This is a genomic window from Sphingobium sp. MK2 (assembly GCF_040170545.1).
GTDB lineage: Bacteria > Pseudomonadota > Alphaproteobacteria > Sphingomonadales > Sphingomonadaceae > Sphingobium.
Window position 1 is genome coordinate 1 of sequence record NZ_JAZDXA010000037.1, and the last position, 24,161, is coordinate 24,161.

The following is a 24,161-nucleotide window of genomic DNA, read 5'->3' on the forward strand; positions in this document are numbered from 1 at the left end:
AACCCTTCTCTAAACCAAATCAGATAGTTACGCTACGATCGCCAACCCAAAACCGTGCCCCCGGTGCATAAGACGGGCTAGGGCTCGACGTCTACGAGGAGGAGGACGGGCTCTTCTTCGAGAACCTGTCGCAAGACATGATCCAGGACGATATTTTCGCGCGCCTGCTGACATTCCCCAACGTTCTCGTCACCGGGCACCAGGGCTTCTTCACGGGCGAGGCTCTGACTGCGATTGCGGCGGCGACGATTGAGAACCTTTCCAGCTTCGAGGGGACAGGCGTCGCTGCGCACCAGATTGCGCCGGTTCGCAGCTGATATCGATCTGTCCCGCGACGCTCGCCGGACCCGTAACCTGCGCGATGTTCCGATCCGGTCAATTACGCATAGGCGCACAGCTGGCGAACGATCATCCTGCGTCCAACAACGGAGAAGCATGATGCGCACGATCCTGACAAGTATAGCGCTCCTCGCGCTCTGCGCCTGCGATGCGGCCGAAAAAAATGTAACAGAGCCGAGGGAAGTAGCCGGAAATGTGACCAATTATGTCGCAGAGGTCGTGGCTCTACCCGAACGTCAGCGGAATGCGGTCTTCTTCCGCGCGATCCGGGACGCGGGTCTGCCGTGCCAGAATGTGACCGGCGCCGAGCAGATCGCGACTGGCGAAAAGGCGCCGATGTGGCGCGCTCAATGCGAGGACGGCGTCGCGCACCTCATCCAGGTTCTGCCGGACGGGACCGCCAACGTCGTCAGCCGGGCGACCCCGTAGGTGACCGCGCCGTACGCAGATCACGAGAGCGCCAGGACGGACGCCGGCGGCCGGCGCTGGAGGGTGCGGTGATCACAGCCAGTGTCACGGATACGCAAGACGGCGACGACCTCCCCGAGCCGGATATTCAGCGTGAACACCCTGTGCGGATGCATATTTCCGACACGGTCCACAAGATCCTCGCGCGCTACGAAGGAGAGTCGGCCGAGATCAAGCTGAACCTGGCGCGCATTCTCATGCATGGCCGGGTAGGAGGCAGCGGCCGTCTGATCATCCTTCCCGTCGACCAGGGGATCGAGCACGGCCCGGCGCGAAGCTTTGCCGCCAATCCAGCCGCCTACGATCCCCACTACCATTTTCGGCTCGCGATCGATGCGGGCCTGTCTGCCTTTGCAGCACCGGCCGGCATGCTCGCGGCCGGGGCTGACTCGTTCGCCGGACAGATCCCCACGATCCTCAAGCTGAACGCCGCCAACAGCCTCACGGTGATCAAGGATCAAGCGGTCGTCGCGACCGTGGACGACGCGGTGCGCCTCAACTGCGCCGCTGTAGGATTCACGCTCTACCCTGGTTCGGATGCCTTTATCGACCAGGCCGAGGAGTTGCGCATCGTGGGCCAGGAGGCCCGCGCCGCCGGCCTTCCATTGCTTGTCTGGTCCTATCCGCGTGGCGGGCTGATTTCCGAACAGGGCGAGACCGCGCTCGATATCATCGCCTATGCCGCACACATCGCTGTCGCGCTGGGCGCCCATATCGTGAAGGTGAAGCTGCCCAGCGAGCATATCGAACAGGACGCCGCCAGGCCTGCCTATGCCGACCGGCAATGGTCCGACCCGGTCGAGAGGATAAGGCACGTCGTCCAGGCCGCTTTTTCCGGGCGTCGCCTCGTGCTCTTCTCGGGAGGCGCGGCTAGGGACGCAGAGTCGCTGTATCGGGACGCCCGCGCGATACGTGATGGCGGCGGCAGCGGCTCGATCATCGGCCGCAACAGCTTCCAGCGGCCTCGCTCCGAGGCTCTGGCGATGCTGGACGAGGTCGTGCGAATCTATTCCGGCACAGGCTGATGGCCCCCGGCACTTCTGACCCCAATCCCGAGTTGCGGGCAAAGATCGAAATGAGGAGAAACAGCATGGCGACCCAGCCGGAATTCCCGCCGCCAGACACCATCGAACCCCAGTCGCCACCGGAGGCTCCGCCTGGCCCCGGTCCGGCGGAAAATCCTTTTTCCGAGCCGCCGGAGATCATTCCAGACGTTCCCGACCAGGATTATCCGGGCCGAGAGAACGACCCGGCGTAAAGGCATTTCGCGCCGGGCGGTAGCCGGCCGCGAGAGGTAACGGCATGATCTGCCGTTCAGCGTGTCAGCCCGAGGCCTGAGCACTGCGCCAAGAGGATTAAGGTTGGCACGGATGTACGCGGCAGGAATTTGCGAGCTGGAGGGCTTTGCTTATGCGACCAAGGCATGCAGCACGTCGGCACGGCTGATCAGGCCTACAACCCGACCGTCCGTCACTACAGGAAGCCGTTTGACAGCATGGCATTCCATGAGCTCGATCGCTTCCTCCATGGATGCATCGGATCCGATCGTGATCGGGTCGCGCGACATAATCTCGCCGACGGTCCGGGATTCTAGCGCGTTGATGCGCGCGTTGGCATCTGCGCCGAAGAGCGCGGTCAGCCGAGCCGGCCGCTCTTCACGCCGGAAGAAATCCCCCTCGGAGATAATGCCCTGGAGTTGCCCGCCCCGATCGACCACGGGCAGGGCGCTGATGTGGTGGTTGGCCATGGTTCGTATCGCCTGCGCAAGCGAAGCATCATGCGTGATCGTCGCCGCCCCGAGGCTCATAACATCGCTTGCTTTCATCTTCTCTCTCCGTCCGCTCGATCATTTGCCTGCCGTTGCAGCAAGGTAGGGCGCTTGTCTCTCACGCGCGCTGTGCCTCCGCTGCCCGGCTGCTATGCGCTGCCATATTGATCGAAGCTTCCGCCGGCGTTTCGCCCGGATCGACAAGGACGTACAGCCGTTCCACCTCATCCCGATGGCAAAGATCAGTACCCGGCGTCAGGACGGCGGCGGCGCCTGCCGCGATTCCATATCGAAAGGCGTCCACCGGATCCCGGCCGCAAGCCAGCGCGAATGTCATTGCCGCAAGAAAGCTATCGCCGGCGCCGACTGCGCTCTTCGCTTCAACGGGCACTGCGGGCAGCCAGAGGACACCGGAGCGCTGCGCGAGGAGGCCGCCTTCATGGCCCATGGTCACAGCCACATATTGGGCCTGGTCCTTGTGGACGATGTCCGACGCTGCCGTCGCGATGTCGCTGCGATCTGCCAGTGAACGGCCTACAAGCTGCTGAAGCTCGCCAAGACTGGGCTTGACCAGCAATATGCCGCCGGCGGCGAGGCCCTGCTGGAGTGCGGCCCCCGAACTGTCTAGAATGAACTCGATCCCGCGAGCCCGCGTCTTCGTCTGCAGGCGGCTGTAGAAATCGTCGGGCACGCCCGGCGGCAGCGATCCGCTCGCGACGAGATAATCACATTCGATACCGTCGAGATGGTCAAGGCATGCTTGCCATTCCTGCTCGGTGACGACGGGGCCGCGCGGCACGAACCGGAATTCCTTGCCTGTTTCCCGCTCATAGACCGCCGTGCTTATGCGGGTGTTGCCTTGGATCGGGATGCGGGAGCGAACCATCTGGTGAAGATCGAGAAGACTATCGAGCGTAGCGCCGGTGGCGCCGCCCGCGAGATAGTGCGCGCGCGCGGTGCCACCCAGCCGGGCGATGACACGCGCCACATTGATGCCGCCGCCGCCCGGGTCATAATGTTCCTGGCGGGCCCGGATCTTGTGAGTGTGAAAGACGCGGTCCGCCTCATAGGCCACATCTATGGCCGGGTTCATCGTAAGGGTCGCAATTCTCTTCATGTCCGGGAGGTTATCATCGCGAGCCTTGACGTCGGAATAAGTATATGTCCCGAGATGCTCCGCAGTTCGGCTCGCTTGACTGCCATGGCCACCGCGACGGCTCTGTCACCGCCATACCCCTGTGCAGCTATCGAGTGGGCTTCGGTGCGGACACGGCTCCGTATTGTTCCCTATGTTGTCACGCCCCGGCTTTCGACAGGAAAAGCCATGAAGAAATTCCTGCTTCTCGCCTTTGCCTGCTTCCTGCCCGCGGCATCCGTCCCCAACCCGCCGCATTGGCACAAGGCGCAGGCCGAACGCCTCGTCGAATGGCTCGACGCAGCTGCCGACGACGGCCTCGCGCCCGTCAGCAAGGAAGCGCACGTGGTCCGCGCGGCGATTGCGGCCGGTGAAGAGGTGCGCCTTGATACGGCGGCGACGGCGGCAGCGATCCGGCTGTTGCAGGCTCACCGGACGGGTTGCTGCAATGCGTCCCTGCGCACCGGTTGGCGCATCGCGGGGGAGCCGCTTGGGGCCGAACCGGCTGCTGCGGTGGCGGCGTCGTTGGCGCGAGACGACCTCGACCGGCTGTTCGGCACGGCGCGCCCCTCGCATCCCTTTTATTATTCGCTTCGCAAAGCCTATTCGCACGAGCAGGATCCTGCGCGGCGCGCGACAATCGCCGCCAATCTCGATCGTTGGCGCTGGATGCCGCGCGTGCTCGGAGCCCGCTACCTGCTGGTTAACACCGCGGCCTTCGAAGCGACGCTGTGGGACGGCCGGAAGCAAATCGGCCGCTGGGCGGTAATCGTCGGCAAGACCGGCTCGCCGACACCGGTATTCGCCGCAACAGTGACAGGTGTGACGTTCAACCCCTGGTGGGAGATTCCGTCGAGCATCGTCGCGGAAAGCGTCGGCGCTTTGGTGCGCAACCGTCCTGCCGAGGCGGCGCGCAAGGGCTATGTCGTGCAGGGTGGCCGGTATCGACAGCGCCCGGGCGCAACCAATGCACTCGGGCGGATGAAACTCGTCATGCCCAATCCTTACAGCGTTTATCTTCACGACACACCGAGCAAGGGTCTGTTCGAGCAGGATGTACGCGCCTTCAGCCATGGCTGCGTCCGGGTCGGGGACGCGCTCGGCCTCGCCACGGCGCTTCTTGCGACCGAGCCGGGCTGGGACCGGGCGCGCACGGATGCCATGGTCGCGGCAGGGCGGACGGCTACCGTACCGATGGCTGCTCCGGTTCCCGTCTATGTCGCCTATTTCACGGCCGAACCGGACGGCGAAGGCGGTATCCGCTATTTTCCCGACGTTTACCATCGGGACCGCGGCATGCCGGTGCCGGGCGAGGAGAATTGTCCCCGATAACCTTTGCAAATTGCGGTGCCCAGCGGGAACATCGACCACGCCCATCGGCCGAATCTGCGCGAGGCGGCTTAGCGTTCAGACGGCTCCTAGATGACATCACGAAACGGTGAGAGAAGGCATGCATGGCGGACGAAATCGAACTGAAGCTCGAACTGACGCCGGACGCCGCCGATGCGTTCGAAGCTTCCGCTTTGCTGCCGGCCAATCCTGAAAAGATCGAGCAAGGGTCGGTCTATTTCGACACTCCGGATCATGCTCTGGCGAAGAAGGGGTTTTCGCTTCGCATCCGCCGTTCGGGCAGGAAGCGCACGCAGACCGTGAAGGCGGATGGCGCCAGTGCCGCGGGCCTGTTCGTGCGCTCCGAATGGGAACGCGCCGTCAAGGACGACAAGCCAATCCTCGATGATACGACGCCGGTTCGGGCCATGATCGGCGGCGCGGTCGATAGCGTCGGTTCGGTCTTCGAGGTGCGGATCGCGCGGCGCGCGTGGATACTGAGGCAGGAGGGCGCGACGATCGAAGTGGTTCTGGACCGCGGCGAGGCGGCGGCGGGGGACCGAACATCGCCGATCTGCGAGATCGAGCTGGAGTTGAAGGCCGGCGATTCGGCCGCATTGTTCACGCTTGCCCGGCGCATCGATGCGGTCGCGCCCGTCCGGCTCAGTGTACAGACCAAGGCCGAGCGGGGCTACCGGCTCACCGGACCGGTCACGACGATGGTCAAGGCCGAGCCGATAGCGCTAACCAGCGACATGACGGCAGCCCAGGCGTTCCAGCATATCGTCCAGAGCTGCGTGCGGCAGTTCCGGTTGAACGAGACGCTGCTGCTGGCCCGCCGGGACACCGAGGCGCTGCATCAGGCGCGCGTGGCGTTGCGCCGCCTGCGATCAAGCTTCTCAATCTTCAAGCCGCTGATCGGTGGCGACCGCAAAGCGAAGCTGGGCGAGGAGCTGCGGTGCCTCGCTTCGAGGCTGGGCGACGCCCGCAACCTTGATGTGTTGCTCGAACGCGCCCGATCGGGTCCACTATACGATCGCATCGAGGCGGCGCGCCAAGCGGCCTATGGCGAGGTCGCGGATGCATTGGCGTCATCGCGCGCGCGGAAGCTGATGCTCGATCTTGCGGAGTGGACTGTGAACGGCGACTGGCTACATGTGTCCGCCACCGAGGCGGATCGCCATCAGCCGGCGCGAGAATTCGCGGTCGCCGCGCTCGGCCGCTTTCGCCGCAAAGTGAAGAAGGGGGGAGGTGATCTCGCTCATGCGGACGATGCGGCCCGGCACGAGGTCCGCAAGGACGCCAAGAAGCTGCGCTATGCCGCGGAGTTCTTCGCCGCCCTGTTCGAACGCAAGCGCGAGAAGCAGCGGTATCGAAGGTTCCTTGCCGTGCTGGAAGAGCTTCAGGACCAGCTCGGTCTGCTCAACGATCTGGCGACGGCGCCGCGCCTGCTGGAAACGCTAGGAATCGCTGACGATCACGATGCGTCAATGTTGTTGGCCGACGGCAGGAAGAAGGCGTTGCTGAAAGCTGCGGCCGATGCGTATCAAGCGCTGATCGACACGAAGCGGTTCTGGCGATGACCGATAGTTCCGGCTCTTGTCGCTGGCGTAGCAACGGATGCCGGCGCAAGCCCTGCTTGCACCAACCAACGTGCCTTTATCGGATGGATTGTAGTGGGCGGGACGGGCCGTCTATGCCAACCTGGCCGCCATGACATTGTCCACGCAACTGGGTATCGCAACAGCGGTCGTCGCCCTGACGGTGCTGGTGCACCTCGTCGGGCTTGGGGCGTTGCTCGCAATTCTGCGCCGACACCGTCACGCATCGAGCCGAATGCTGGCGGCGATGTTCAACACAGCGGCGATCCTTTTAGCGGCGTTCGGCCTCTTTGCGCTGCATTCGGTCGAGATCTGGATCTGGGCGGGCCTATACCGGTGGCTCAACGCTTTTCCTGATTTCGAGCAGGCGCTTTACTTCTCCACCTCGACCTATGTGACAATAGGCTACGGAGATCTGGTTCTTCCCCCGGGCAGTCGCATCCTGGGCGCGATCGAGGGCGCCAGCGGAATTATTCTGATCGGCTGGTCCACCGCCTTCTTCTTTTCCATCGTTGATCGTTTGAAGCTGCTTGAACGAGGGTTCGAGCATGATCGGGCAGAATAGCCTTGGTCAGTCATTCGTGGTCGCGCCTGATGGAAAGGGACGCAAAGTCGGCGCTCATCATCATCATGGCGCCAGCGGGCCGTCATGCTTCCCACCCGATCCGCATCCAGAACGTCGCCCAGCCTGGATCGCGACCGGTTCCGGAAAATCTTCATTGACGCCGAAATGGACGGCGTCGAAGCGATGAACATCGTCAGGCTCGGCGCTGCTATCTCCCAGACGTTGGGCATTGCGCGTTGCCCCTTTTTGCAGTCACCTTTCTTTCTCAAGCGACCGCAGCTTCTCTTCCTCATCGCGAAGGAGTTTGCGGATTTCATCATGCCTGTCGCGATGGGCGGCATTGTGGAGAAGCGCCTGGAAGCGCAGGATATTCTGGTTGTGCGCCCAGGATTGCTTCTCGAAGTCGCTCCGACCGTTCCCGCCCTCACGCGCCATTTGTAACGCTCCCGTTAGCGACCTGCCTACGGGTGAGCGGAGCGCCGCTGGCGGCTATCCTATCGACTCAGCGTGTCGGAGTGCACAGAGTGATGATCGTTCGCGCACGCGTCTGTTCGATGTCGAACATAGCATGAGCGTTTCCGAACCTTTCCCGAAAAATCAGCCGCCCGGCTGCGTTTCCGGACCGAACAATCGATTCATCTCTGCGGTGGTCTCGGCGTAGCATTCGCATGAGGTCTCCTCGAGACCCGCCCGGTCGACGATCGTAATGATCCCGCGTACATAGTCGATGTATCCCGCCCGATGGAGCACCTTGGCGGTCAGCGAGACGCTGGAGCGGGTGGTTCCAAGCATCGTCGCGAGGAATTCGTGGGTGAGCGGAAAGGTGTCGGCAAGCGCACTGTCATGGCTCGTCAGCAGCCAACGACAGCAGCGCTCCTCGAGCGTATGCAGTCGGTTACAAGCCGCAGTCTGCGCGAGCTGGCCAAAGGCGAAGCGCCAGTACCGCTCCATCATCCGCCTCAGATCGCGATCCCGCTCGAGCTCGCGCGAAAGGAAAGTTCGGCTGATCTTCAGCGCGCTGCCCGGCACCTGCACCATCGTCTCGGTGATCGCGACATCGACGCCGAACAGCGCATTGGAATCGGTGATGCCCTCGAGGCCGATCGCGCCCACTTCGACGGAGCGGCCGTCGCGCATCACCTTGACCATCGAGACGATGCCCCGGTTTACGAAATAGAGATGCTGGATCAACCCGTTAACATGATCGATGACGGCCCCCGACTCCGTCCGAATAAGCTCCATCTCGGGCGTCAGCCGGGCGAGCGTTGCCGGAGGCAGCGCGAGCAAAAGGCGGTTGGTGATTGGCTCCCTTTCACTGACCATCGTGACGCGCTCCGCCTGACTGACGGTGCGCATGCAAGAGACGGTCGATAGTGTCACCGACGGCTCCTTCGCGAAACGGCTTCTCGATCACCGCCCCAAAGCCGAGGCTGGCAGCTCGCTCCTGAAGGTCTGGGGTGGAGTAGGCGGTAATCAGTATGGCGGGTCCATTCCAATCCCGCGAACGCAGGCGCGACAAAATCTCGAAGCCGTCGAGTTCGTCGAGCCGATAGTCCGCCACCAGGCAGGCAGCGCTTATGCAAAACGGATCGTCGAGCAGCGTCTTTCCGCTCGCGTGCGCCCTCACGTCATAGCCCCGCGCCTGCAAGACCAGCTGAAGCGATCGCCTGACGGCGGGATCGTCCTCTGCAAGCAGGATCTTCGGCTGTCCCGAATCCGAAACAGTGTTTCGGTATGGCATGTCGTTCCGTTCGGAGAGGAGATATTGCATCGCTCCCGATACCGGGCCCACCTACGCGGTGCGTTACGTAAAGCCCCGGATGGGGCGTCATCAGTCCCGCGCACCACTTCGGACAGGCGCCAGACGCTCAGTTCGTGATGGCCCGCGACCACCTCGCTTGTGTCGGAATTTGTGCTGCGGTCACGTCCCCGGGGATGTGACCGCGGCGATCTGCTCGCGCCACTCTACCGCGCGGTGCCGGGGGCTGCGGACCAGTGAACTCTGGCTCGCAAAGCGACGACGTTGAGGGAACATACCAATCTGCTGCGGTCTCTCGATGATGTAACGCCTGCGGACATATGATTGGTCATGCTTTCCGGGCAGCGTCCGGAAGAATGAAAGGATCGCGAATACCAGTGGCGATTTCGATACATCATCACATTCCGGGTCGAACGCGATTGCGGTTTTCTCCATGGCCTGCCGATGACGCGTTACGGCGTTTCCGAAGCAGATTGGTGGCTCGCGGTTGCCGTGTAGGGGAGGGCAATGCCTTCTTGGGCAGCATGCTTGTCGAACATGATCCCGCAGTGACCATTGCCGCCATCGTCTCCTGGTTGGAGGAATCGGCGCCGATCGAGGCGGCCGCCGAGCCAGATGACCGGCTTTCCCGCTCCGGTCCGCGGCGACCGAGGCTTTTGGACGAACCGCCACTGGAGAGTGACGCCATTTTCCGTTCGCGGGGTGAGGATATCCTCGAGCTGTTGCGTAGCGGGGCGGACGGTCTTTCTGCGAACGAGGCGCGCCGCCGGCTCGCCGTCTACGGGCCGAACCAGACTCCGCCGCCGCTCGGCCGCTCGCAGCGGGATATGGTCGCGGCGCAGTTCACGGGCTTGCCGGTGGCGCTGCTGTTCGGATCGGCGGTTCTTTCCTTCGCCACCGGTGGCCTGCTGGACGCCGCTTTGACGATCGGCGTCGTACTCGCCAACGCCGCCATCGGCTTCTCTTCGGAAAATGCCACGGAGCGCCTTATCCGCCGCCTGTCGCGGCCGACGGAGCATATGGCGGAGGTCCAGCGTGACGGCAATCGCCTTACGGTGCTCGCCGCGACGATCGTGCCCGGCGATATCCTCGTCCTCGCGCCGGGCCAGTTCGTGCCCGCCGATGCCCGAATTCTCGAATGCCGGGATCTGACGGTGGATGAATCGACGCTGACGGGCGAGAGCCTGCCAGTTCGAAAGCACGCCAAGGTGCTGGACCAGGCGCCGGCCGGAGTCGCCGACCGGCACAATATCGTCCACGATGGAACGATCGTCAGCGGTGGAGACGGGCGCGCAGTCGTCTTTCGTACAGGCAGCGGCACGGAGGCCGCACGAACCCGCGCCTTGATCGATCTGGCGCGTCCGCCCCGACCCGTCATCGAGGAGGAGCTCACTTCCCTCAGCGGCCGTCTCGCATTGCTCTGCGTCGGCGCATCGAGCGTTGTGTTCCTGGTCGGGCTACTGCGCGGCGAGCCACTGCTGGCCATGGCGCGAAGCGCGGTCGCGCTCGCCGTCGCTGCCATTCCCGAGGGTCTTCCGGCCATCGCGACCACGACACTTGCGCTGGGCGCAAGGGCGATGGAGCGCGAGCAGGCTTTTGTTCGGGCGCTGCCCGCGGTCGAGGCCCTGGGCACCATCGACACCATCTGCCTCGACAAGACGGGAACCCTGACCGAGAACAGGATGGCGGTCGTGGCGGTCGCCATCGGAGAAGAGGTTCGGCGGACTTCGGCGGACGGACATGGCCATGGCTCGGACACAGATTTGCTGCGGGCCATCGCCGAGGCCGTAGCGCTGTGCAATGAGGCAAATCTGGCTATGCAGACGGGATCCTCCACCGAGCTGGCGCTTCTTCGCTTTTCCAGCGACGTCGGCATCGACCCCGATGCCGTTCAACAACAGTCGCCGATAGTGGGCCTCCAGAGCCGGGATCAGGCGCATCGATGGATGGCGACAGCGCATCGCCGCAACGGCGCGGATTATGTCGCGGTCAAGGGCGCGCCGGACGAATTGCTCGCGCTTGCCGCCCACGAACTGACGGAGGATGGGCTTCGGCCGCTCGACGAGGAACGGCGTTACCGGATCCTTGCCACCAATGAGACGCTCGCCCGGGAAGGCTTGCGGGTGCTCGGCGTTGCGAGGAAGGAAGGTGATCTTCGCGACGGATTGCCGGACGACCTCGTCTGGCTGGGCCTCGTGGCGCTCGCTGACCCTGTCCGCGCGGAGGCGCAGGAAGCGGTCGAGATCTTTCACCGCGCCGGCATTCGAACGATCATTATCACCGGAGATCAGCCGGCCACCGCGCTTTCGGTCGCCGAAGCGGTCGCCGTGTCACGGACCGGCATCATCCCCGTCGTGGACGGCGCGAACCTTGCGGATCTCGACGATCAGGCGCTTGGCGCTTTGGCGCTCCGGACGTCGGTCTTCGCCCGTATCAGCCCTAGTGACAAGCTGCGCATCGTCCGCGCGCTTCAGGGCGCGGGCCGGCCCGTGGCGATGATCGGGGATGGCGTCAACGACGGTCCCGCGCTCAGGGCTGCTGCGGTAGGCGTCGCCATGGGAAGGCAGGGAACCGATGTCGCGCTCGAGGTGGCGGACATCGTGATCGCCGACGATGATTTACGGGCGTTGGCACGGGCGATCGCCCGCGGGCGCGCGACCGATGACAGCATCGGCGCGGCCACCCGCTATTTCCTGTCGACGAACCTGTCGGAGGTGCTCCTCATGCTCGGCGAAACCCTGCATGGCCGGGGCGGGCTCGAAACGCCGATGGAGTTGTTCTGGCTCAATCTGGTGACGGACATCATGCCAGGTCTGGGGCTGGCGATGGCCGAGCCGCGAGGCGACGTGATGACACGCCCCCCGCGCACTGCGGATGCGCCGCTGTTCGGCCACGACGAGCTTCGGGATCTTGGATTCGACGGCGCGCACCTCGCTGCGTCGGCGTTGACCGCCCATCTCATCCTGTTGGCGCGCAAGGGCGCCGGACCACAGGCACGCGCGGCGACCTTCATAACATTGTCGCTGGCGCAGTTTGCCCACGCCTGGGGGCTGCGTGACCGGACGCCCGGATCGGTCGCAGGTCGAGTGGTATCGGAGATACGGCTTGGCGGCGCATTGGCAGCGGCTTGCGGACTGCTTGCCGCGCCTTTCCTGATCCGGCCACTGCGAACGCTGCTCGGGCTGGGTGTGCCCGGTCCGGGCGACTTGGCGCTCTCCGCCGGGCTGGCGGCGACCTCTTTCGGCATCGGCGAACTGCGACGGACTCAGCGAATGAACGTTCGCAGTGGCCGGGCCATCGTCAGGGTGGCGGCCTGACCGAGGAGGGTCAGCGCCGGTCCGGCAACCCTGCCTCTTGCGAGCTGGATCACACCCCCGGCCACAAGCCCCGCGAAAGCCAGGCTCCACAGATCCGCACGGCCGTCCGTCAGGCGCGCTATCGCTCCGTCGACCGTACCAAGCTGCCGTGCGGCGGCGCCCATCGGATCAATCGGCTGAAGATGCGTGATGGACGAAGCAAACTGGATGCCTTCTCTGGCGATCGACTCCCGCAACTCATCAAAATCGCCGCGGTGTCTGATAACGATGCTGCCGCTTGTCGGCCTGATCTCGGCGGAGTCTATGCCCGGAATCGCGGCCAATGCCGTAGCAAGCGACTCAAGCCGCTCGAGGTGGGGCAGGGGACGATCGAGCACGATCCGGACGCGTCCGGGCATACGGTGCTTGAGATGACCTCGCGTCGTTTCAGCTTTTGGACTGCGATCCATCGACGGCGTCCTTCTCCTGGCTGGCTGCTCCTTGCGTGGCTGCGGTTGCGGAAGCGGCCTCTGGCGCCGGTGTTTGCTTCATCTCATGGGCGACCTCGGCGACCAGATCCTCGACATCTTCAGCGAAACGCGCGGCCGCGCCGCGAACTGCTGCATAGCCGGCAAGACCGGCCCGCAGCGCCCGTTTGGCCGCAGGCCTCGTCGTTTCCCACGGGATCGACGCCACCAGGGCGCCACCCGCTCCGACCACCATTCCCCAGAAGAAGCTGCCGCGCATGATCGTTCCCGTATTTTCCTGCCGCCATGGCAAATCGAGCCGTGCCTTTCGCTCGGCTTGAGCCGACTCTGCACGAGCAATATGAAAATCTGTGGCTGATCCGAGCCTGCCTCATGCTCTTAACCGGACGAATTCGTATACATACGTAGGTCCCGGCGATCACCGTCCCTCATAGTCCTTCCACTGGAAGCGAAGCGACAATCTTGTCGCAGCGGTCGTCCTTCAGCCAGAAGCCCAGGTGCCGACGCGGAAGGTTCCTTGCCGCGGTGGAAGCGCTTGGGGACCGGCAGCATGCCCAACGATCTGGTCAACCGTACCGCACATATAGGAGGAACTCGGAATAGCCGATGATCCCGATGCAGCAAAGCCGGTGGCCAGCCGCGGCAGGAAGGCGATGCCGAGGGCTGCGTCCAACGCCACATGACGTCCTGCACGAAGTGGTTCTGGCAAGGACCGATGGCCCGGTCCTCATCGTGGGCAGAAATCTCCCATCGCTTGGGACTTAGGGGAATTCCTTACAGAGGGACCTGCCTGACGCATCTAAAACCCTATATTTCGGATATGACGGTCTTGCCCACTTACAGCCCACGCAAGTCGACGGCAGCCGCCGGGGTTCCGCTCTGCGCCCTGCTGATCGCTTCGCTTCTGCTGGCCGGCTGCATTCCCCATAGCCCGCCGCCCAAGACCGGCGCAGCCGCGCCACCCGTCGCGCAGCCGGAAAGCAAAGGTAGACCAGACGGGCAGGAGGGCGGGCGAGATCGTGACCCAGCCGGTTCGCGACGTCGGTGTGGCCGCGACCAATATTCCGCCGGTGTTGGAAAGAGCGAGCGAGAACCCCTACAACCTCGACGGCCTTAGAGCCTGCACCGAACTGGCCCGTGCGGTAACCGAACTGAGCGCGGTGCTTGGACCGGACTTCATTGTCGGTGCGAAACAGCAAGAGAACAGCGCCGGAAAATTTGCAGAGGCCGGCGGCCAGATGGTGGTGAACTCGCTCATTCCCTTCCGGGGACTGGTGCGGGAGGCGACCGGCGCGGCGCCGGCGCAGCGTCGCCTCAACACCGCGATCGATGCGGGTTTTGCGCGACGGGGCTTCCTGCGCGGCATCCACCAGGCAAGAGGCTGCCGTCCGCCGCTCTGAGGCGCCGGGAACGCGTCCTCAAGAGGCTGGACGTCGCGGCGACCGATCCTAAAGAAGGTCTCCTTCCCGACGGTTGCCGACGACCGTACCGTCGGGAAGGCCGCTGCTGAAGAGATTCGCGCCGCTTGAGCGACCCGAGCGGCTCTCCCGGCTGGGCCGCGATCCGGCTGGGGATGTTGGAAAAGCATGTAAATCGCTGTGAATGTCGTCGTTGATCATTATCCATATATCCGTTAATATAGATACATGGATAATGATTCGGCCATCGCCACTTTAGGCGCTCTCGCGCAGGGCACCCGCCTTGACGCCTTCCGGCTTCTGGTCCGGCATGAGCCCGACGGGCTCGCTGCCGGCGAGATCGCCAAGGCATTGGCTGTTCCCCAGAACACCATGTCGGTTCACCTGGCCACGCTCTCACGAGCCGGATTGATCCGTTCCGAGCGGCGCAGCCGGGTCATCAACTATCGCGCCGAGCTGGACCAGTTGAAGACGCTGACCCTGTTTCTCGTGAAGGATTGCTGTGGCGGCAACGCGGCGCTGTGCGCGCCATTGATCGCCGAACTCGCCCCCTGCTGCTGATGGAGTCTGCCATGTCCGACCGCATCTTCAACGTCCTCTTCCTGTGCACCGGTAACTCGGCCCGCTCGATTCTTGCGGAGAGCGCCCTTACCAAGCTGGGCGGCGGTCGCTTCCGTGCCTTTTCGGCCGGGAGCTACCCCAAGGGCGCGATCAACCCTGACGCGCTCGCTCTGCTCGAGCGGATTGAATATCCTACAGAAGGTCTCCGTTCGAAGAGCTGGGACGAGTTCGCCGTGCCTGGCGCGCCCGTGATGGATTTCGTGTTCACGGTCTGCGACGACGCGGCGGGCGAGGTCTGCCCGATCTGGCCGGGTCATCCTGTCACCGCCCATTGGGGGATCGAGGATCCAAGCCACGTCCAGGGTTCGCAGATCGAGCGGGAGCGCGCGTTCGTGACAGCGCTGCGCTATCTTGAGAACCGCATCAAGCTCTTCGCGGCGTTGCCCTTCGACAGGCTCGACGCCATGGCTTTGCGGGCCCGTGTCCGTGAGATCGGGCATGGCGAAGGCGCGAGCAGCCGTCGCGGGGACGCAGCCTGACGCCGGTCGATATCATAATCTACCACAATCCCGAGTGCGGCACCTCCCGCAACACGCTGGCGATGATCCGCAATGCTGGAATCGAACCGCATGTGATCGACTATCTGAAGGCTCCTCCGTCGCGGTCGATGCTCATGTGGCTGATCGAGCGCATGGGTATTACCACGCGCTCTTTGCTGCGCGAGAAGGGCACGCCTTTCGCTGAGTTGGGGCTCGATAACCCGTCGCTGAGTGATGGGCAGCTTGTCGATGCGATGATGGCGCATCCAATCTTGATCAACCGCCCGATCGTAGTGTCACCGCTCGGCGTCAAGCTCTGCCGCCCTTCCGAGGAGGTGCTCGATCTGCTGCCGAGCGATCAGCGTGGCGCCTTCGCGAAGGAAGATGGCGAACGCATTGTCGATGACCGCGGCCAGCGGGTCGCATCATGAACGCCACCGCTGCTGGAACGTTGGCGCCGGGCAGGCCGGCGATCAGCACATTCGAACGCTATCTCAGCGTCTGGGTAGCGCTTTGCATCATCGTCGGCATCGCACTCGGCTATGCACTGCCCGGCCTGTTCGGCGTGATTGCGTCGACCGAGGTTGCGCGGGTCAACCTCATCGTTGCGGTTCTGATCTGGCTGATGATCGTCCCGATGCTGCTCAAGATCGATCTTGGCGCGCTTGGTTCGGTCAGGCAGCATTGGAAGGGTGTCGGCATAACGCTGTTCATCAACTGGGCGGTAAAGCCCTTCTCGATGGCGCTGCTCGGCACCCTGTTCCTGGGCTGGCTGTTTCGGCCGCTGTTGCCGGAGGCTGAGATCAGCTCCTATATCGCCGGACTGATCCTGCTTGCCGCAGCGCCCTGCACGGCGATGGTGTTCGTCTGGTCCAATCTCTGCGATGGTGACCCGACCTACACGCTGAGCCAGGTCGCGCTCAACGACACCATCATGGTGTTCGCGTTCGCCCCGCTGGTCGGCCTTCTCCTCGGCGTCGCATCGATCACCGTACCCTGGGACACGCTGCTGATCTCGGTCCTACTCTACATCGTCGTGCCGGTGATCGTCGCGCAGGTCATTCGGGGTGCCGTGCTCTCGTCGGGCGGACACCCCGCGCTTGACCGGCTGCTCAGCCGTCTTGGCCCAGTATCTTTGGTCGCGTTGCTGACGACTCTGGTGCTGCTGTTCGGATTCCAGGGGCAGGCGATCATAGCCCATCCGCTGGTGATCGCGCTGATCGCCGTGCCGATTCTCATCCAGGTCTATTTCAACGCAGGGCTCGCCTATTGGTTGAGCCGTCGGTTCGGCGTGGCATGGTGCGTTGCCGCCCCCGCCGCATTGATCGGCGCGTCCAACTTCTTCGAGCTGGCGGTCGCTGCCGCGATCAGTCTGTTCGGTCTCAACTCCGGCGCAGCGCTTGCTACCGTCGTCGGCGTGCTGGTCGAAGTTCCGGTCATGCTGTCCGTGGTCAGAATCGTGAAGGCGACACGCCCTTGGTATGAGCGTCGGGTAGCCTGATGTCGCGCCTTCGTTCCCTTGCCGACCCTGATGACCTGCCGGCGCTCGATCGGTCGCTCGTTAGACCTAGTCCCGCCGTCGGCCTCGGTTCGCTCGAACATCCGCCCCGCATCTTGCTGCTTTACGGATCCCTGCGGGAGCGATCATTCAGTCGACTCGCGGTCGAGGAGGCGGCGCGCCTGTTGATCCTGTTCGGCGCCGAGGTGCGGATCTTCGATCCGAGCGACCTGCCGCTGCCGGATCAGATCAGGGGGGACGACCATCCGGCGGTCCATGAACTTCGTCAGCACGCGCTCTGGTCCGAGGGCATGGTGTGGTGCAGTCCCGAGCGTCATGGCCAGATCACTGGCATCATGAAGGCGCAGATCGACCATCTGCCGCTGGAGTTTGGCGGTATGCGCCCGACCCAGGGAAGGACGCTCGCGGTGATGCAGGTCTCAGGCGGCTCGCAGTCTTTCAACGCGGTCAACACGCTGCGTCTGCTCGGCCGCTGGATGAGGATGTTCACGATCCCGAACCAATCGAGCATCGCAATGGCATTCAAGGAGTTCGATGAGGCAGGCCGCTTGAGACCCTCCAGCTACTACGACCGCATTGTCGACGTGATGGAAGAGTTGATCCGGTTCACCATTCTGATCCGAGGCCATGCCGAGCAGCTTGTCGATCGATATTCTGAGCGCAAGTCCGAGACCGCCAAGCGCGATGCCGCGAACGACCTGACGTCACGATCGATAGCGTGAGGCCCGCAATTGGGCCAGAACGCCGGGTCTGGCGCCTTATGGCTGTTCTATTCCCGCCAGCCGGACGCTGGATTTGCCCCCCGTCCCCCGGGCGATGCTGCGAGTCGCCATAATCGGAACGACGATCAGATCGGGCCGGGCCGGGCCGGTTTCACCTGCGGCGCGTCCGCATCAATGGGAAAGGAGCGACATAGAAAGGAGGCACGGCCATGTCGCAGCCATTTCGCCAGAGGTGGGCAGCACAAGCGCTCTTCTCTCCAGCCATGTCCGGCGGCAGCCGATCGGCAGATAGCCATGAACATCGCCGGTCCGGACTTGGCTGAATTCCGCGCCCATCGGAACATCCCGTATATTTCTGGGCTTCGGCTTGAAAGATAAGCGCCAAGAATTCTGAGCGAACGAGAGAGGGGGAACACGCTATGCCAAGAAATCTCCGACTTTGCCGAACCAATCGATAGGGCCTTCATCGGCCGTGTTGGAATCGGTTCGATAACCCTTGGCCATCACGTGCGACGTCGAACCGACAATGGGGTGAGACGCGATCGGTACTCACGCCAAACGGAAAAACGAGGAATCAATGAATCTCGAAAAATTCACCGATCGCGCCAAGGGCTTCCTCCAGAGCGCGCAAACCGTCGCGATCCGCATGAGCCATCAGCGGATAAGCCCGGAACATCTTCTGAAAGCTTTGCTCGAGGATGAGCAGGGCATGGCAAGCGGCCTCATCCGCGCGGCAGGCGGCGATCCCGCCGTGGCGACGCGGCAGACCGACGCCGCGCTCGCCAAGGTGCCATCGGTTTCAGGCAGCGGCGCGCAATCGGCCCCGAGCCTCGATAATGATGCTATGCTGGTGCTCGATCAGGCCGAGCAGGTCGCGCAGAAGGCGGGCGACAGCTATGTCACCGTCGAGCGGCTGCTTCTTGCGCTAGCGCTGGCCTCAAACACCGCGGCCGGCAAGTCCCTGGCCTCAGCGGGCTTGAAGGCAGAAGCGCTGAATGCGGCGATCAGCGCGCTGCGCAAGGGAAAGACTGCGGACACGGCCTCGGCCGAGGATCGCTACGACGCGCTCAAGAAGTTCGCACGCGACCTCACCGAAGCGGCCCGCGAAGGCAAGCTCGATCCGGTCATCGGCCGCGATGAGGAGATCCGTCGCACCATCCAGATCCTTGCCAGGCGCACGAAGAACAATCCCGTCCTCATCGGCGAACCCGGCGTCGGCAAGACCGCGATCGCCGAAGGGCTCGCCCTGCGCATCGCCAATGGCGACGTGCCCGATACGCTCAAGGACCGCGCGCTGATGGCGCTCGACATGGGCAGCCTGATCGCCGGGGCCAAATATCGCGGCGAGTTCGAGGAGCGGCTGAAGGGTGTGCTCGATGAGGTGAAGGCCGCCGAGGGCCATATCGTCCTGTTCATCGACGAGATGCATACGCTAATCGGCGCCGGCAAGGGCGAAGGCGCGATGGACGCATCCAACCTGCTCAAGCCCGCGCTCGCGCGCGGCGAACTCCATTGCATCGGCGCGACCACGCTCGATGAATATCGCAAGCATGTCGAGAAGGATCCAGCCCTCCAGCGGCGCTTCCAGCCCGTCTTCGTCGGTGAGCCCACGGTCGAAGATACCATCTCGATCCTGCGCGGCCTGAAGGAAAAATATGAGCTGCACCATGGCGTGCGCATCACCGATGGCGCGCTGGTCTCGGCGGCGACCTTGTCCCACCGCTACATCACCGACCGCTTCCTGCCGGACAAGGCGATCGACCTCATGGATGAGGCGGCCTCGCGCCTGCGTATGGAAGTCGAATCCAAGCCCGAGGAGATCGAGAATCTCGATCGGCGCATCATCCAGCTCAAGATCGAGCGGGAGGCGCTGAAAAAGGAGACCGACAAGGCGTCGAAGGACCGACTGGAGACGCTGGAGCAGGATCTCGCCAATCTCGAGCAGCAATCGGCTGAACTCACCTCGCGCTGGCAGGCCGAGAAGGAAAAGATCGCGGGTGAGAGCCGTATCAAGGAACAGCTCGACGCTGCACGCATCGAGCTCGACCAGGCGCAGCGCTCGGGCGACCTCGCCAAGGCAGGCGAACTGCAATACGGCACCATTCCCACGCTCGAAAAGCAGCTGGCCGATGCGGCGGGCGCAGCCGAAGGCGCAATGCTGCGCGAGGAGGTGACAGCGGAGGACATCGCCGGCGTCGTCGCGCGCTGGACCGGCATTCCGGTCGAGCGAATGATGACCGGCGAACGCGAGAAGCTGCTCGCCATGGAAGAGACGATTGGCAAGCGCGTCATCGGCCAGGCCGATGCGGTCCGCGCCGTGTCGACCGCCGTGCGCCGCGCGCGTGCCGGTCTGCAGGATCCCAATCGGCCCCTGGGCTCATTCCTGTTCCTAGGGCCCACAGGCGTCGGCAAGACCGAGCTCACCAAGGCGCTCGCCGGCTTCCTGTTCGACGACGACAACGCGATGGTTCGCATCGATATGAGCGAGTTCATGGAGAAACACTCGGTCGCCAGGCTGATCGGCGCCCCTCCGGGCTACGTCGGCTATGAAGAGGGCGGCGTGCTGACCGAAGCGGTTCGCCGCCGCCCCTATCAGGTCGTCCTCTTCGACGAGGTCGAGAAGGCGCATGGCGACGTGTTCAACATTCTCCTGCAGGTGCTCGACGACGGGCGGCTGACCGACGGCCAGGGCCGCACGGTCGACTTCACCAACACCATCATCGTGCTGACCAGCAATCTGGGCAGCCAGTATATTGCGGGCCTCGCCGACGACGAATCGGTCGAGAAGGTCGAGGACCAGGTGATGGAAATCGTCCGCGGCCATTTCCGACCGGAATTCCTCAACCGCCTCGACGAGATTATTCTGTTCCACAGGCTGGGCGCCGACCATATGGCGCCCATCGTCGATATTCAGGTCGCCCGCGTCGGCAAGCTGCTCCAGGACCGCAAGATCACGCTCGACCTCACCGATGCGGCCCGCGCCTGGCTCGGCCGCGCCGGCTATGATCCGGTCTACGGCGCGCGGCCATTGAAACGCGCGGTGCAACGCTTTCTCCAGGATCCGCTCGCCGACTTGATCCTCCAGGGCGAGATCCGCGACGGATCGACCGTCCATATCGATGAGGGTGACGGAGTACTCGTGCTGAATATAGGCTAAGAGTTACGATGGCCGCCTGGAATAGCGTGGGACTGAATTGGGCGACAGCAGCAGTTGACGAAGGATTGCCCGAACGAATTAGGGAGAAAGCTTATGAGCGCGCACGAAGCAAATAAGGGGGTCTGGGGTTCGCCGTTTCCGGCATCCACCGGTTGGGGATGGGTTCTGACCTATGGCGTGCTCCTGATCCTGGGCGGGATCCTGGCTTTCCTGAACCCGCTCGCGACGGGCTTTGCCGCCGGCGTGATCTTCGGAGCGATATTGCTTGCCTATGGCGTCATCGCGATAGTCGCTGGACTGTCAGCCTTTTCCACCCGATCGAAGGTGCTGGAGTTGCTCCTCGGCGTCGTGGCGGTACTCGCAGGCCTCTTCGTGCTGTTCGATCCATTCCAGGGTGCCGCATCGCTCGCTTGGGCGATCGGGCTGTGGCTGTTCGTCTCAGGATTTTCCCAGCTTTTCTATGGACTGAAAGGTACGCATGACAAGGGATGGAGGCTGTTGCTCGGCGTCGTCGATATCGGGCTGGGTACCTATCTGGTGATCAGCGGCCCGCTGGCAGGGCTTGCCTTCGTGGCGGCGATCATCGGCTTCAGCTTTCTCTTCCGCGGTGTTTTCCTTATCTCACTTGCCTTTGGCCTGAGGCGGCTGAAGTCCGCGTGACGAGGGGATGCGGCCAGGAGATGGATATACCGAGGCTGACGGCGAATGCTGCGGAAGGGTTCGCGCCGATCCTCAGCGCGGCCAGGAGGCGTAGCAGGTGAGCAATCCATATGAAGTTCTCGGCGTCGCCGCGTCCGCGAGCGGGGACGATATCCAGAAAGCGTATCGCAAGCTCGCGAAGAAGCTCCATCCGGACCTCAACCCTGGCGACAAGTCGGCCGAGGACAAGTTCAAGCAAGTCGCAGGCGCCTACGATCTGCTGAGCAACCCGGAGAAACGCAGGCGTTACGACACGGGCGAGATCGACGAGACCGGCGCAGAGCGGCCCCAACAGCAATATTATCGTGACTATGCCGGGTCGGACCCCGGCCATTATTCGAGTAACGCTGGCTTTGCGGATTTTGCCGCAGGCGACGATCCGTTCGCCGAACTCTTCCGTCGCAGCGCACAGGCGCGCGCCAATCGCCGCGGGCAAGACCTGCACTATCGCCTTTCGGTCAGCTTCGTGGAGTCGATCACCGGCGGTTCACAGCGGATAACCCTGCCAGCGGGCGGCACGCTCGACGTGACGATCCCGGCGGGCGTCGTTGATGGTCAATCGCTGCGCCTCAAGGGCAAGGGCGCACCTGGCGCCGGCAAGGGCGGCCCAGGAGACGCATATATCGAGATCGAGGTTCGATCCGACCCACGCTTCCTCCGCAATGGCGACGACATCACGATCGACGTTCCGATCTCGCTGAGGGAAGCCGTCCTCGGCGGCAAGATCCGCGTTCCCACGCCAACCGGTGATGTGACGATGACCGTGCCGGCCAATTCGAACAGTGGCAGCACGCTGCGCCTCAAAGGCAAGGGTGCCCCTCGGCTGGGCGGCGGTCGTGGCGATCAATTCGTGAAGCTCAGGATCGTGCTGCCCAAGCCGGCCGATCCGGAACTCATACAATTCGTTTCGACCTGGGAAGCCGGCAAGAATTTCAATCCTCGTGAGGCCTTGCGATGATAGACTTGGACGAATTTCTATCCCACTCGGGGATCGAACTCCACTCGCTCGAGCAGTGGATCGATCGCGAATGGCTCCTTGGCGAGCGCAGATCCACGACCATCGTCCTGACCGACATGGACGCGGCCCGCGCGCGCCTCATACATGATCTGAAGCGAGACTTCGGCGTGAACGACGAAGGCGTCGACATCGTGCTCCACCTCGTGGATCAACTGCATGGCCTTCGCCAGGTGCTCGCACAGATGCGAACGGAAACGCAGGCGGCGCGGCGCCGGGATATCCGGCGATCGCGAGGCCGCAAACCTGGTCCGATTCTGGCTCCGCGGCGCAGGTCGTAACCGGGCCATGAGTCTTGGTGAAAGGGCCTAGCTCCTCACAACATCTGCGCCACAGCTTCTATCCGCACCGAACTCGGTCAGCTGCGGTGAGAGCAAACAACGAGTTCACGTCGGAATTGGCGAACCGATCCCTGCTAAAGTCTGGAAGGCAATGATTGACGACTCGGAACCACTCCAGCCTGCGCAGGCGAGCGAATTCGACGCTTCGTTCCAAGCGACCAACCAGAGCCCGGTTGAGCAACTTCTTGCCCTTCTTGAGATTGAATATGGGGCGCTGCAAATGCGCCTCTCGGCGCATCTGCGTTCCTCCGAGGCTGCAGCTGAGGCGCTCCACGACGTCTATGTCAAGCTGAGGGCGGACCCGTCTATCGGCGATCTCCATAACCCACGCTTCTACCTCTACCGGATGGCCATCAATCTCGCAAAGAACAGGAGGCGGAGCGACTGGCGCGCGATCAACATGGAGGATGCTGGGCTTCTCGATATTCCGGACAATGCGCCGAGTCAGGAAGCCGCCACCTTGGCCACGGACGAAATGACGCGAGCTTTGCAGGCGCTTCATACCCTCCCGCCTCGGCGGCAGGCAATATTCCTGGCCAAGTGGCGCGACGAGAAATCGCAAAGCGAGATTGCCGCCGAGTTCGGGTTGCACAAGCGCACGGTTCAAAAGGAGCTCACTCGAGCGGAGATATATCTGAGGAAGGTCTTACGTCGTCCCAAGCGGCCGGTCTGACTGGCGCTGATGCCGCTCGAAAGGCTAGTCGAGGCCCACGTCCGTGCCACCGAACGGTTGCACGGGGACGACATTACCGTACCGGTTTAACCTGGTATGGCGTTCCCTTGTCATCGTATTTGTTGCAGATCTAACAAACCAAGGCTTGTCCGGTTGAGTGCAGGAGATGCTGGCATGAAGCATGAGGGAAGCTGCACTGCGGGACAATCCGCGTTGCGATTGAGGATGATCCTGTCGATGCCGGTGAGTGCAATTGCTCGATCTGCCGGCGAACCGGAGCACTGTGGACCTACCGCTCGCCCAGCCAAGTGAAAGTCGCGGGCATGGGCGTAGGCTATGTACAGGGCGACGCCACCCTGACGTTGTGGCATTGCGCGACATGTGGCGTCACCACCCACTGGAGCCCCCGCGATCCGACGTACGACCGGATGGGCATCAATCTCAGACTATTTGACCCGGCGTTGTGGAATGGGCTGCCCCGCCGGTTCATCGACGGCGCGAGTTGGTGAGGTATGGTGACTCCCAAGGCCGCAACTGTAATGATTTGGGCCATATCGTCATAAGACGGATCGCTGGCCGTTAACCTGCCTTCCGCGCCAGAAAGCAGATTTTCCGGTCCCCACGACATCATTGCTCCTCTGGGCGTCCGCTGAAGCCGCCATTCGGTGGCGGCCTGCGGTCTTCACCGGATGGCTACGGGAGGCCCGGCGCTGAACTCGGACAAAAAAGTGGGGCGCATTTTGGATCGCCAATGTGTCCCCCCATTGGG

General features: G+C 63.3%; 28 protein-coding genes. 20 read left to right on the forward strand and 8 right to left on the reverse strand.

Features of this window, described 5'->3' with window-relative positions:
* The first annotated feature begins 137 nt into the window (after nucleotides 1–137).
* The 4 genes from V2I08_RS15220 (at nucleotide 138) to V2I08_RS15235 (ending at nucleotide 2,065) form a co-directional block, all read left to right on the forward strand.
* Nucleotides 138–317, forward strand: coding sequence for a hypothetical protein (locus V2I08_RS15220; RefSeq protein ID WP_043152227.1), 180 nt, complete (start codon nucleotides 138–140; stop codon nucleotides 315–317).
* Between the two features lie 118 nt (nucleotides 318–435).
* A complete protein-coding gene (locus tag V2I08_RS15225) occupies nucleotides 436–768 on the forward strand; it encodes a hypothetical protein (RefSeq protein WP_043152228.1) in 333 nt (110 codons plus the stop codon).
* A gap of 149 nt (nucleotides 769–917) precedes the next feature.
* The gene (locus V2I08_RS15230) at nucleotides 918–1,832 is read left to right on the forward strand and encodes a class I fructose-bisphosphate aldolase (protein WP_043152230.1); all 915 of its coding nucleotides are present in this window, start codon (nucleotides 918–920) and stop codon (nucleotides 1,830–1,832) included.
* A 65-nt stretch (nucleotides 1,833–1,897) separates the two neighbouring features.
* Complete coding sequence (locus V2I08_RS15235) at nucleotides 1,898–2,065, forward strand: hypothetical protein (RefSeq protein ID WP_200866976.1); 168 nt, start codon at nucleotides 1,898–1,900, stop codon at nucleotides 2,063–2,065.
* 150 nt (nucleotides 2,066–2,215) lie between these two features.
* Here the strand turns inward: V2I08_RS15235 and V2I08_RS15240 are convergent, their stop codons facing one another.
* Nucleotides 2,216–2,632 (reverse strand): CBS domain-containing protein, encoded by a 417-nt coding sequence (locus tag V2I08_RS15240; RefSeq protein WP_043152282.1) that lies wholly within the window; start codon nucleotides 2,630–2,632, stop codon nucleotides 2,216–2,218.
* Nucleotides 2,633–2,693: 61 nt separating this feature from the next.
* Nucleotides 2,694–3,692 (reverse strand): 1-phosphofructokinase family hexose kinase, encoded by a 999-nt coding sequence (locus V2I08_RS15245; protein WP_349635883.1) that lies wholly within the window; start codon nucleotides 3,690–3,692, stop codon nucleotides 2,694–2,696.
* Between the two features lie 207 nt (nucleotides 3,693–3,899).
* Here V2I08_RS15245 and V2I08_RS15250 point away from each other — a divergent pair, with 207 nt between their 5' ends.
* The 4 genes from V2I08_RS15250 to V2I08_RS15265 all read left to right on the forward strand — a co-directional run bounded on the left by V2I08_RS15250 (nucleotide 3,900) and on the right by V2I08_RS15265 (nucleotide 7,646).
* Nucleotides 3,900–5,042, forward strand: a complete 1,143-nt coding sequence (locus V2I08_RS15250; RefSeq protein ID WP_081764178.1) for a L,D-transpeptidase family protein — start codon at nucleotides 3,900–3,902, stop codon at nucleotides 5,040–5,042.
* Between the two features lie 122 nt (nucleotides 5,043–5,164).
* Nucleotides 5,165–6,622, forward strand: a complete 1,458-nt coding sequence (locus tag V2I08_RS15255; protein ID WP_349635884.1) for a CHAD domain-containing protein — start codon at nucleotides 5,165–5,167, stop codon at nucleotides 6,620–6,622.
* 130 nt (nucleotides 6,623–6,752) lie between these two features.
* A complete protein-coding gene (locus V2I08_RS15260) occupies nucleotides 6,753–7,205 on the forward strand; it encodes a potassium channel family protein (protein WP_043152232.1) in 453 nt (150 codons plus the stop codon).
* A 165-nt stretch (nucleotides 7,206–7,370) separates the two neighbouring features.
* Nucleotides 7,371–7,646: a hypothetical protein gene (locus V2I08_RS15265; RefSeq protein WP_152542741.1), complete on the forward strand. Its 276-nt coding sequence runs from the start codon at nucleotides 7,371–7,373 to the stop codon at nucleotides 7,644–7,646.
* Between the two features lie 156 nt (nucleotides 7,647–7,802).
* Here V2I08_RS15265 and V2I08_RS15270 read toward each other — a convergent pair whose 3' ends face one another.
* From V2I08_RS15270 to V2I08_RS15280, 3 genes are all read right to left on the reverse strand, one after another.
* Nucleotides 7,803–8,561, reverse strand: coding sequence for a Crp/Fnr family transcriptional regulator (locus V2I08_RS15270; protein ID WP_349635885.1), 759 nt, complete (start codon nucleotides 8,559–8,561; stop codon nucleotides 7,803–7,805).
* Entirely contained in the window at nucleotides 8,518–8,976 is a 459-nt protein-coding gene (locus V2I08_RS15275) for a response regulator (RefSeq protein WP_327195471.1), read from the reverse strand. Before V2I08_RS15275 ends, V2I08_RS15270 begins: the two co-directional genes overlap by 44 nt.
* 150 nt (nucleotides 8,977–9,126) lie before the next feature.
* Nucleotides 9,127–9,399, reverse strand: coding sequence for a hypothetical protein (locus tag V2I08_RS15280; protein ID WP_043152236.1), 273 nt, complete (start codon nucleotides 9,397–9,399; stop codon nucleotides 9,127–9,129).
* Between the two features lie 89 nt (nucleotides 9,400–9,488).
* On the opposite strand from V2I08_RS15280, the gene V2I08_RS15285 reads away from it, so the two are divergent.
* Entirely contained in the window at nucleotides 9,489–12,281 is a 2,793-nt protein-coding gene (locus V2I08_RS15285; RefSeq protein ID WP_349635886.1) for a cation-transporting P-type ATPase, read from the forward strand.
* Here the strand turns inward: V2I08_RS15285 and V2I08_RS15290 are convergent.
* The 3 genes from V2I08_RS15290 to V2I08_RS15300 form a co-directional block, all read right to left on the reverse strand.
* The gene (locus V2I08_RS15290; protein ID WP_152542745.1) at nucleotides 12,230–12,730 is read right to left on the reverse strand and encodes a hypothetical protein; all 501 of its coding nucleotides are present in this window, start codon (nucleotides 12,728–12,730) and stop codon (nucleotides 12,230–12,232) included. The two genes, V2I08_RS15285 and V2I08_RS15290, sit on opposite strands and share 52 nt — an antisense overlap.
* Entirely contained in the window at nucleotides 12,708–13,007 is a 300-nt protein-coding gene (locus V2I08_RS15295; protein WP_043152238.1) for a DUF5132 domain-containing protein, read from the reverse strand. Before V2I08_RS15295 ends, V2I08_RS15290 begins: the two co-directional genes overlap by 23 nt.
* 222 nt (nucleotides 13,008–13,229) lie before the next feature.
* Nucleotides 13,230–13,421: a hypothetical protein gene (locus tag V2I08_RS15300; RefSeq protein ID WP_349635887.1), complete on the reverse strand. Its 192-nt coding sequence runs from the start codon at nucleotides 13,419–13,421 to the stop codon at nucleotides 13,230–13,232.
* Between the two features lie 346 nt (nucleotides 13,422–13,767).
* On the opposite strand from V2I08_RS15300, the gene V2I08_RS15305 reads away from it, so the two are divergent.
* From V2I08_RS15305 to V2I08_RS15355, 11 genes are all read left to right on the forward strand, one after another.
* Entirely contained in the window at nucleotides 13,768–14,148 is a 381-nt protein-coding gene (locus V2I08_RS15305; protein ID WP_235209772.1) for a hypothetical protein, read from the forward strand.
* A gap of 246 nt (nucleotides 14,149–14,394) precedes the next feature.
* Nucleotides 14,395–14,727 (forward strand): helix-turn-helix transcriptional regulator, encoded by a 333-nt coding sequence (locus tag V2I08_RS15310; RefSeq protein WP_043152239.1) that lies wholly within the window; start codon nucleotides 14,395–14,397, stop codon nucleotides 14,725–14,727.
* A gap of 11 nt (nucleotides 14,728–14,738) precedes the next feature.
* Nucleotides 14,739–15,266, forward strand: coding sequence for an arsenate reductase ArsC (locus V2I08_RS15315; protein WP_043152291.1), 528 nt, complete (start codon nucleotides 14,739–14,741; stop codon nucleotides 15,264–15,266).
* Entirely contained in the window at nucleotides 15,263–15,697 is a 435-nt protein-coding gene (gene arsC / locus V2I08_RS15320) for an arsenate reductase (glutaredoxin) (protein WP_043152241.1), read from the forward strand. The genes V2I08_RS15315 and arsC overlap by 4 nt, the downstream gene beginning before the upstream one ends.
* Nucleotides 15,694–16,767 (forward strand): ACR3 family arsenite efflux transporter, encoded by a 1,074-nt coding sequence (gene arsB / locus V2I08_RS15325; protein ID WP_043152243.1) that lies wholly within the window; start codon nucleotides 15,694–15,696, stop codon nucleotides 16,765–16,767. The genes arsC and arsB overlap by 4 nt, the downstream gene beginning before the upstream one ends.
* On the forward strand, nucleotides 16,767–17,507 hold the full coding sequence (gene arsH, locus V2I08_RS15330) for an arsenical resistance protein ArsH (RefSeq protein WP_043152244.1): 741 nt from the start codon (nucleotides 16,767–16,769) through the stop codon (nucleotides 17,505–17,507). The genes arsB and arsH overlap by 1 nt, the downstream gene beginning before the upstream one ends.
* 577 nt (nucleotides 17,508–18,084) lie before the next feature.
* The gene (gene clpB / locus V2I08_RS15335; protein ID WP_043152246.1) at nucleotides 18,085–20,664 is read left to right on the forward strand and encodes an ATP-dependent chaperone ClpB; all 2,580 of its coding nucleotides are present in this window, start codon (nucleotides 18,085–18,087) and stop codon (nucleotides 20,662–20,664) included.
* Nucleotides 20,665–20,757: 93 nt separating this feature from the next.
* Nucleotides 20,758–21,324 (forward strand): HdeD family acid-resistance protein, encoded by a 567-nt coding sequence (locus V2I08_RS15340; RefSeq protein WP_043152247.1) that lies wholly within the window; start codon nucleotides 20,758–20,760, stop codon nucleotides 21,322–21,324.
* A gap of 97 nt (nucleotides 21,325–21,421) precedes the next feature.
* Nucleotides 21,422–22,321, forward strand: coding sequence for a DnaJ C-terminal domain-containing protein (locus V2I08_RS15345; RefSeq protein WP_043152248.1), 900 nt, complete (start codon nucleotides 21,422–21,424; stop codon nucleotides 22,319–22,321).
* Nucleotides 22,318–22,659, forward strand: coding sequence for a chaperone modulator CbpM (locus V2I08_RS15350; RefSeq protein WP_051520051.1), 342 nt, complete (start codon nucleotides 22,318–22,320; stop codon nucleotides 22,657–22,659). Before V2I08_RS15345 ends, V2I08_RS15350 begins: the two co-directional genes overlap by 4 nt.
* A 151-nt stretch (nucleotides 22,660–22,810) precedes the next feature.
* Nucleotides 22,811–23,392, forward strand: a complete 582-nt coding sequence (locus V2I08_RS15355; protein ID WP_043152251.1) for an RNA polymerase sigma factor — start codon at nucleotides 22,811–22,813, stop codon at nucleotides 23,390–23,392.
* Nucleotides 23,393–24,161 lie beyond the last annotated feature (769 nt).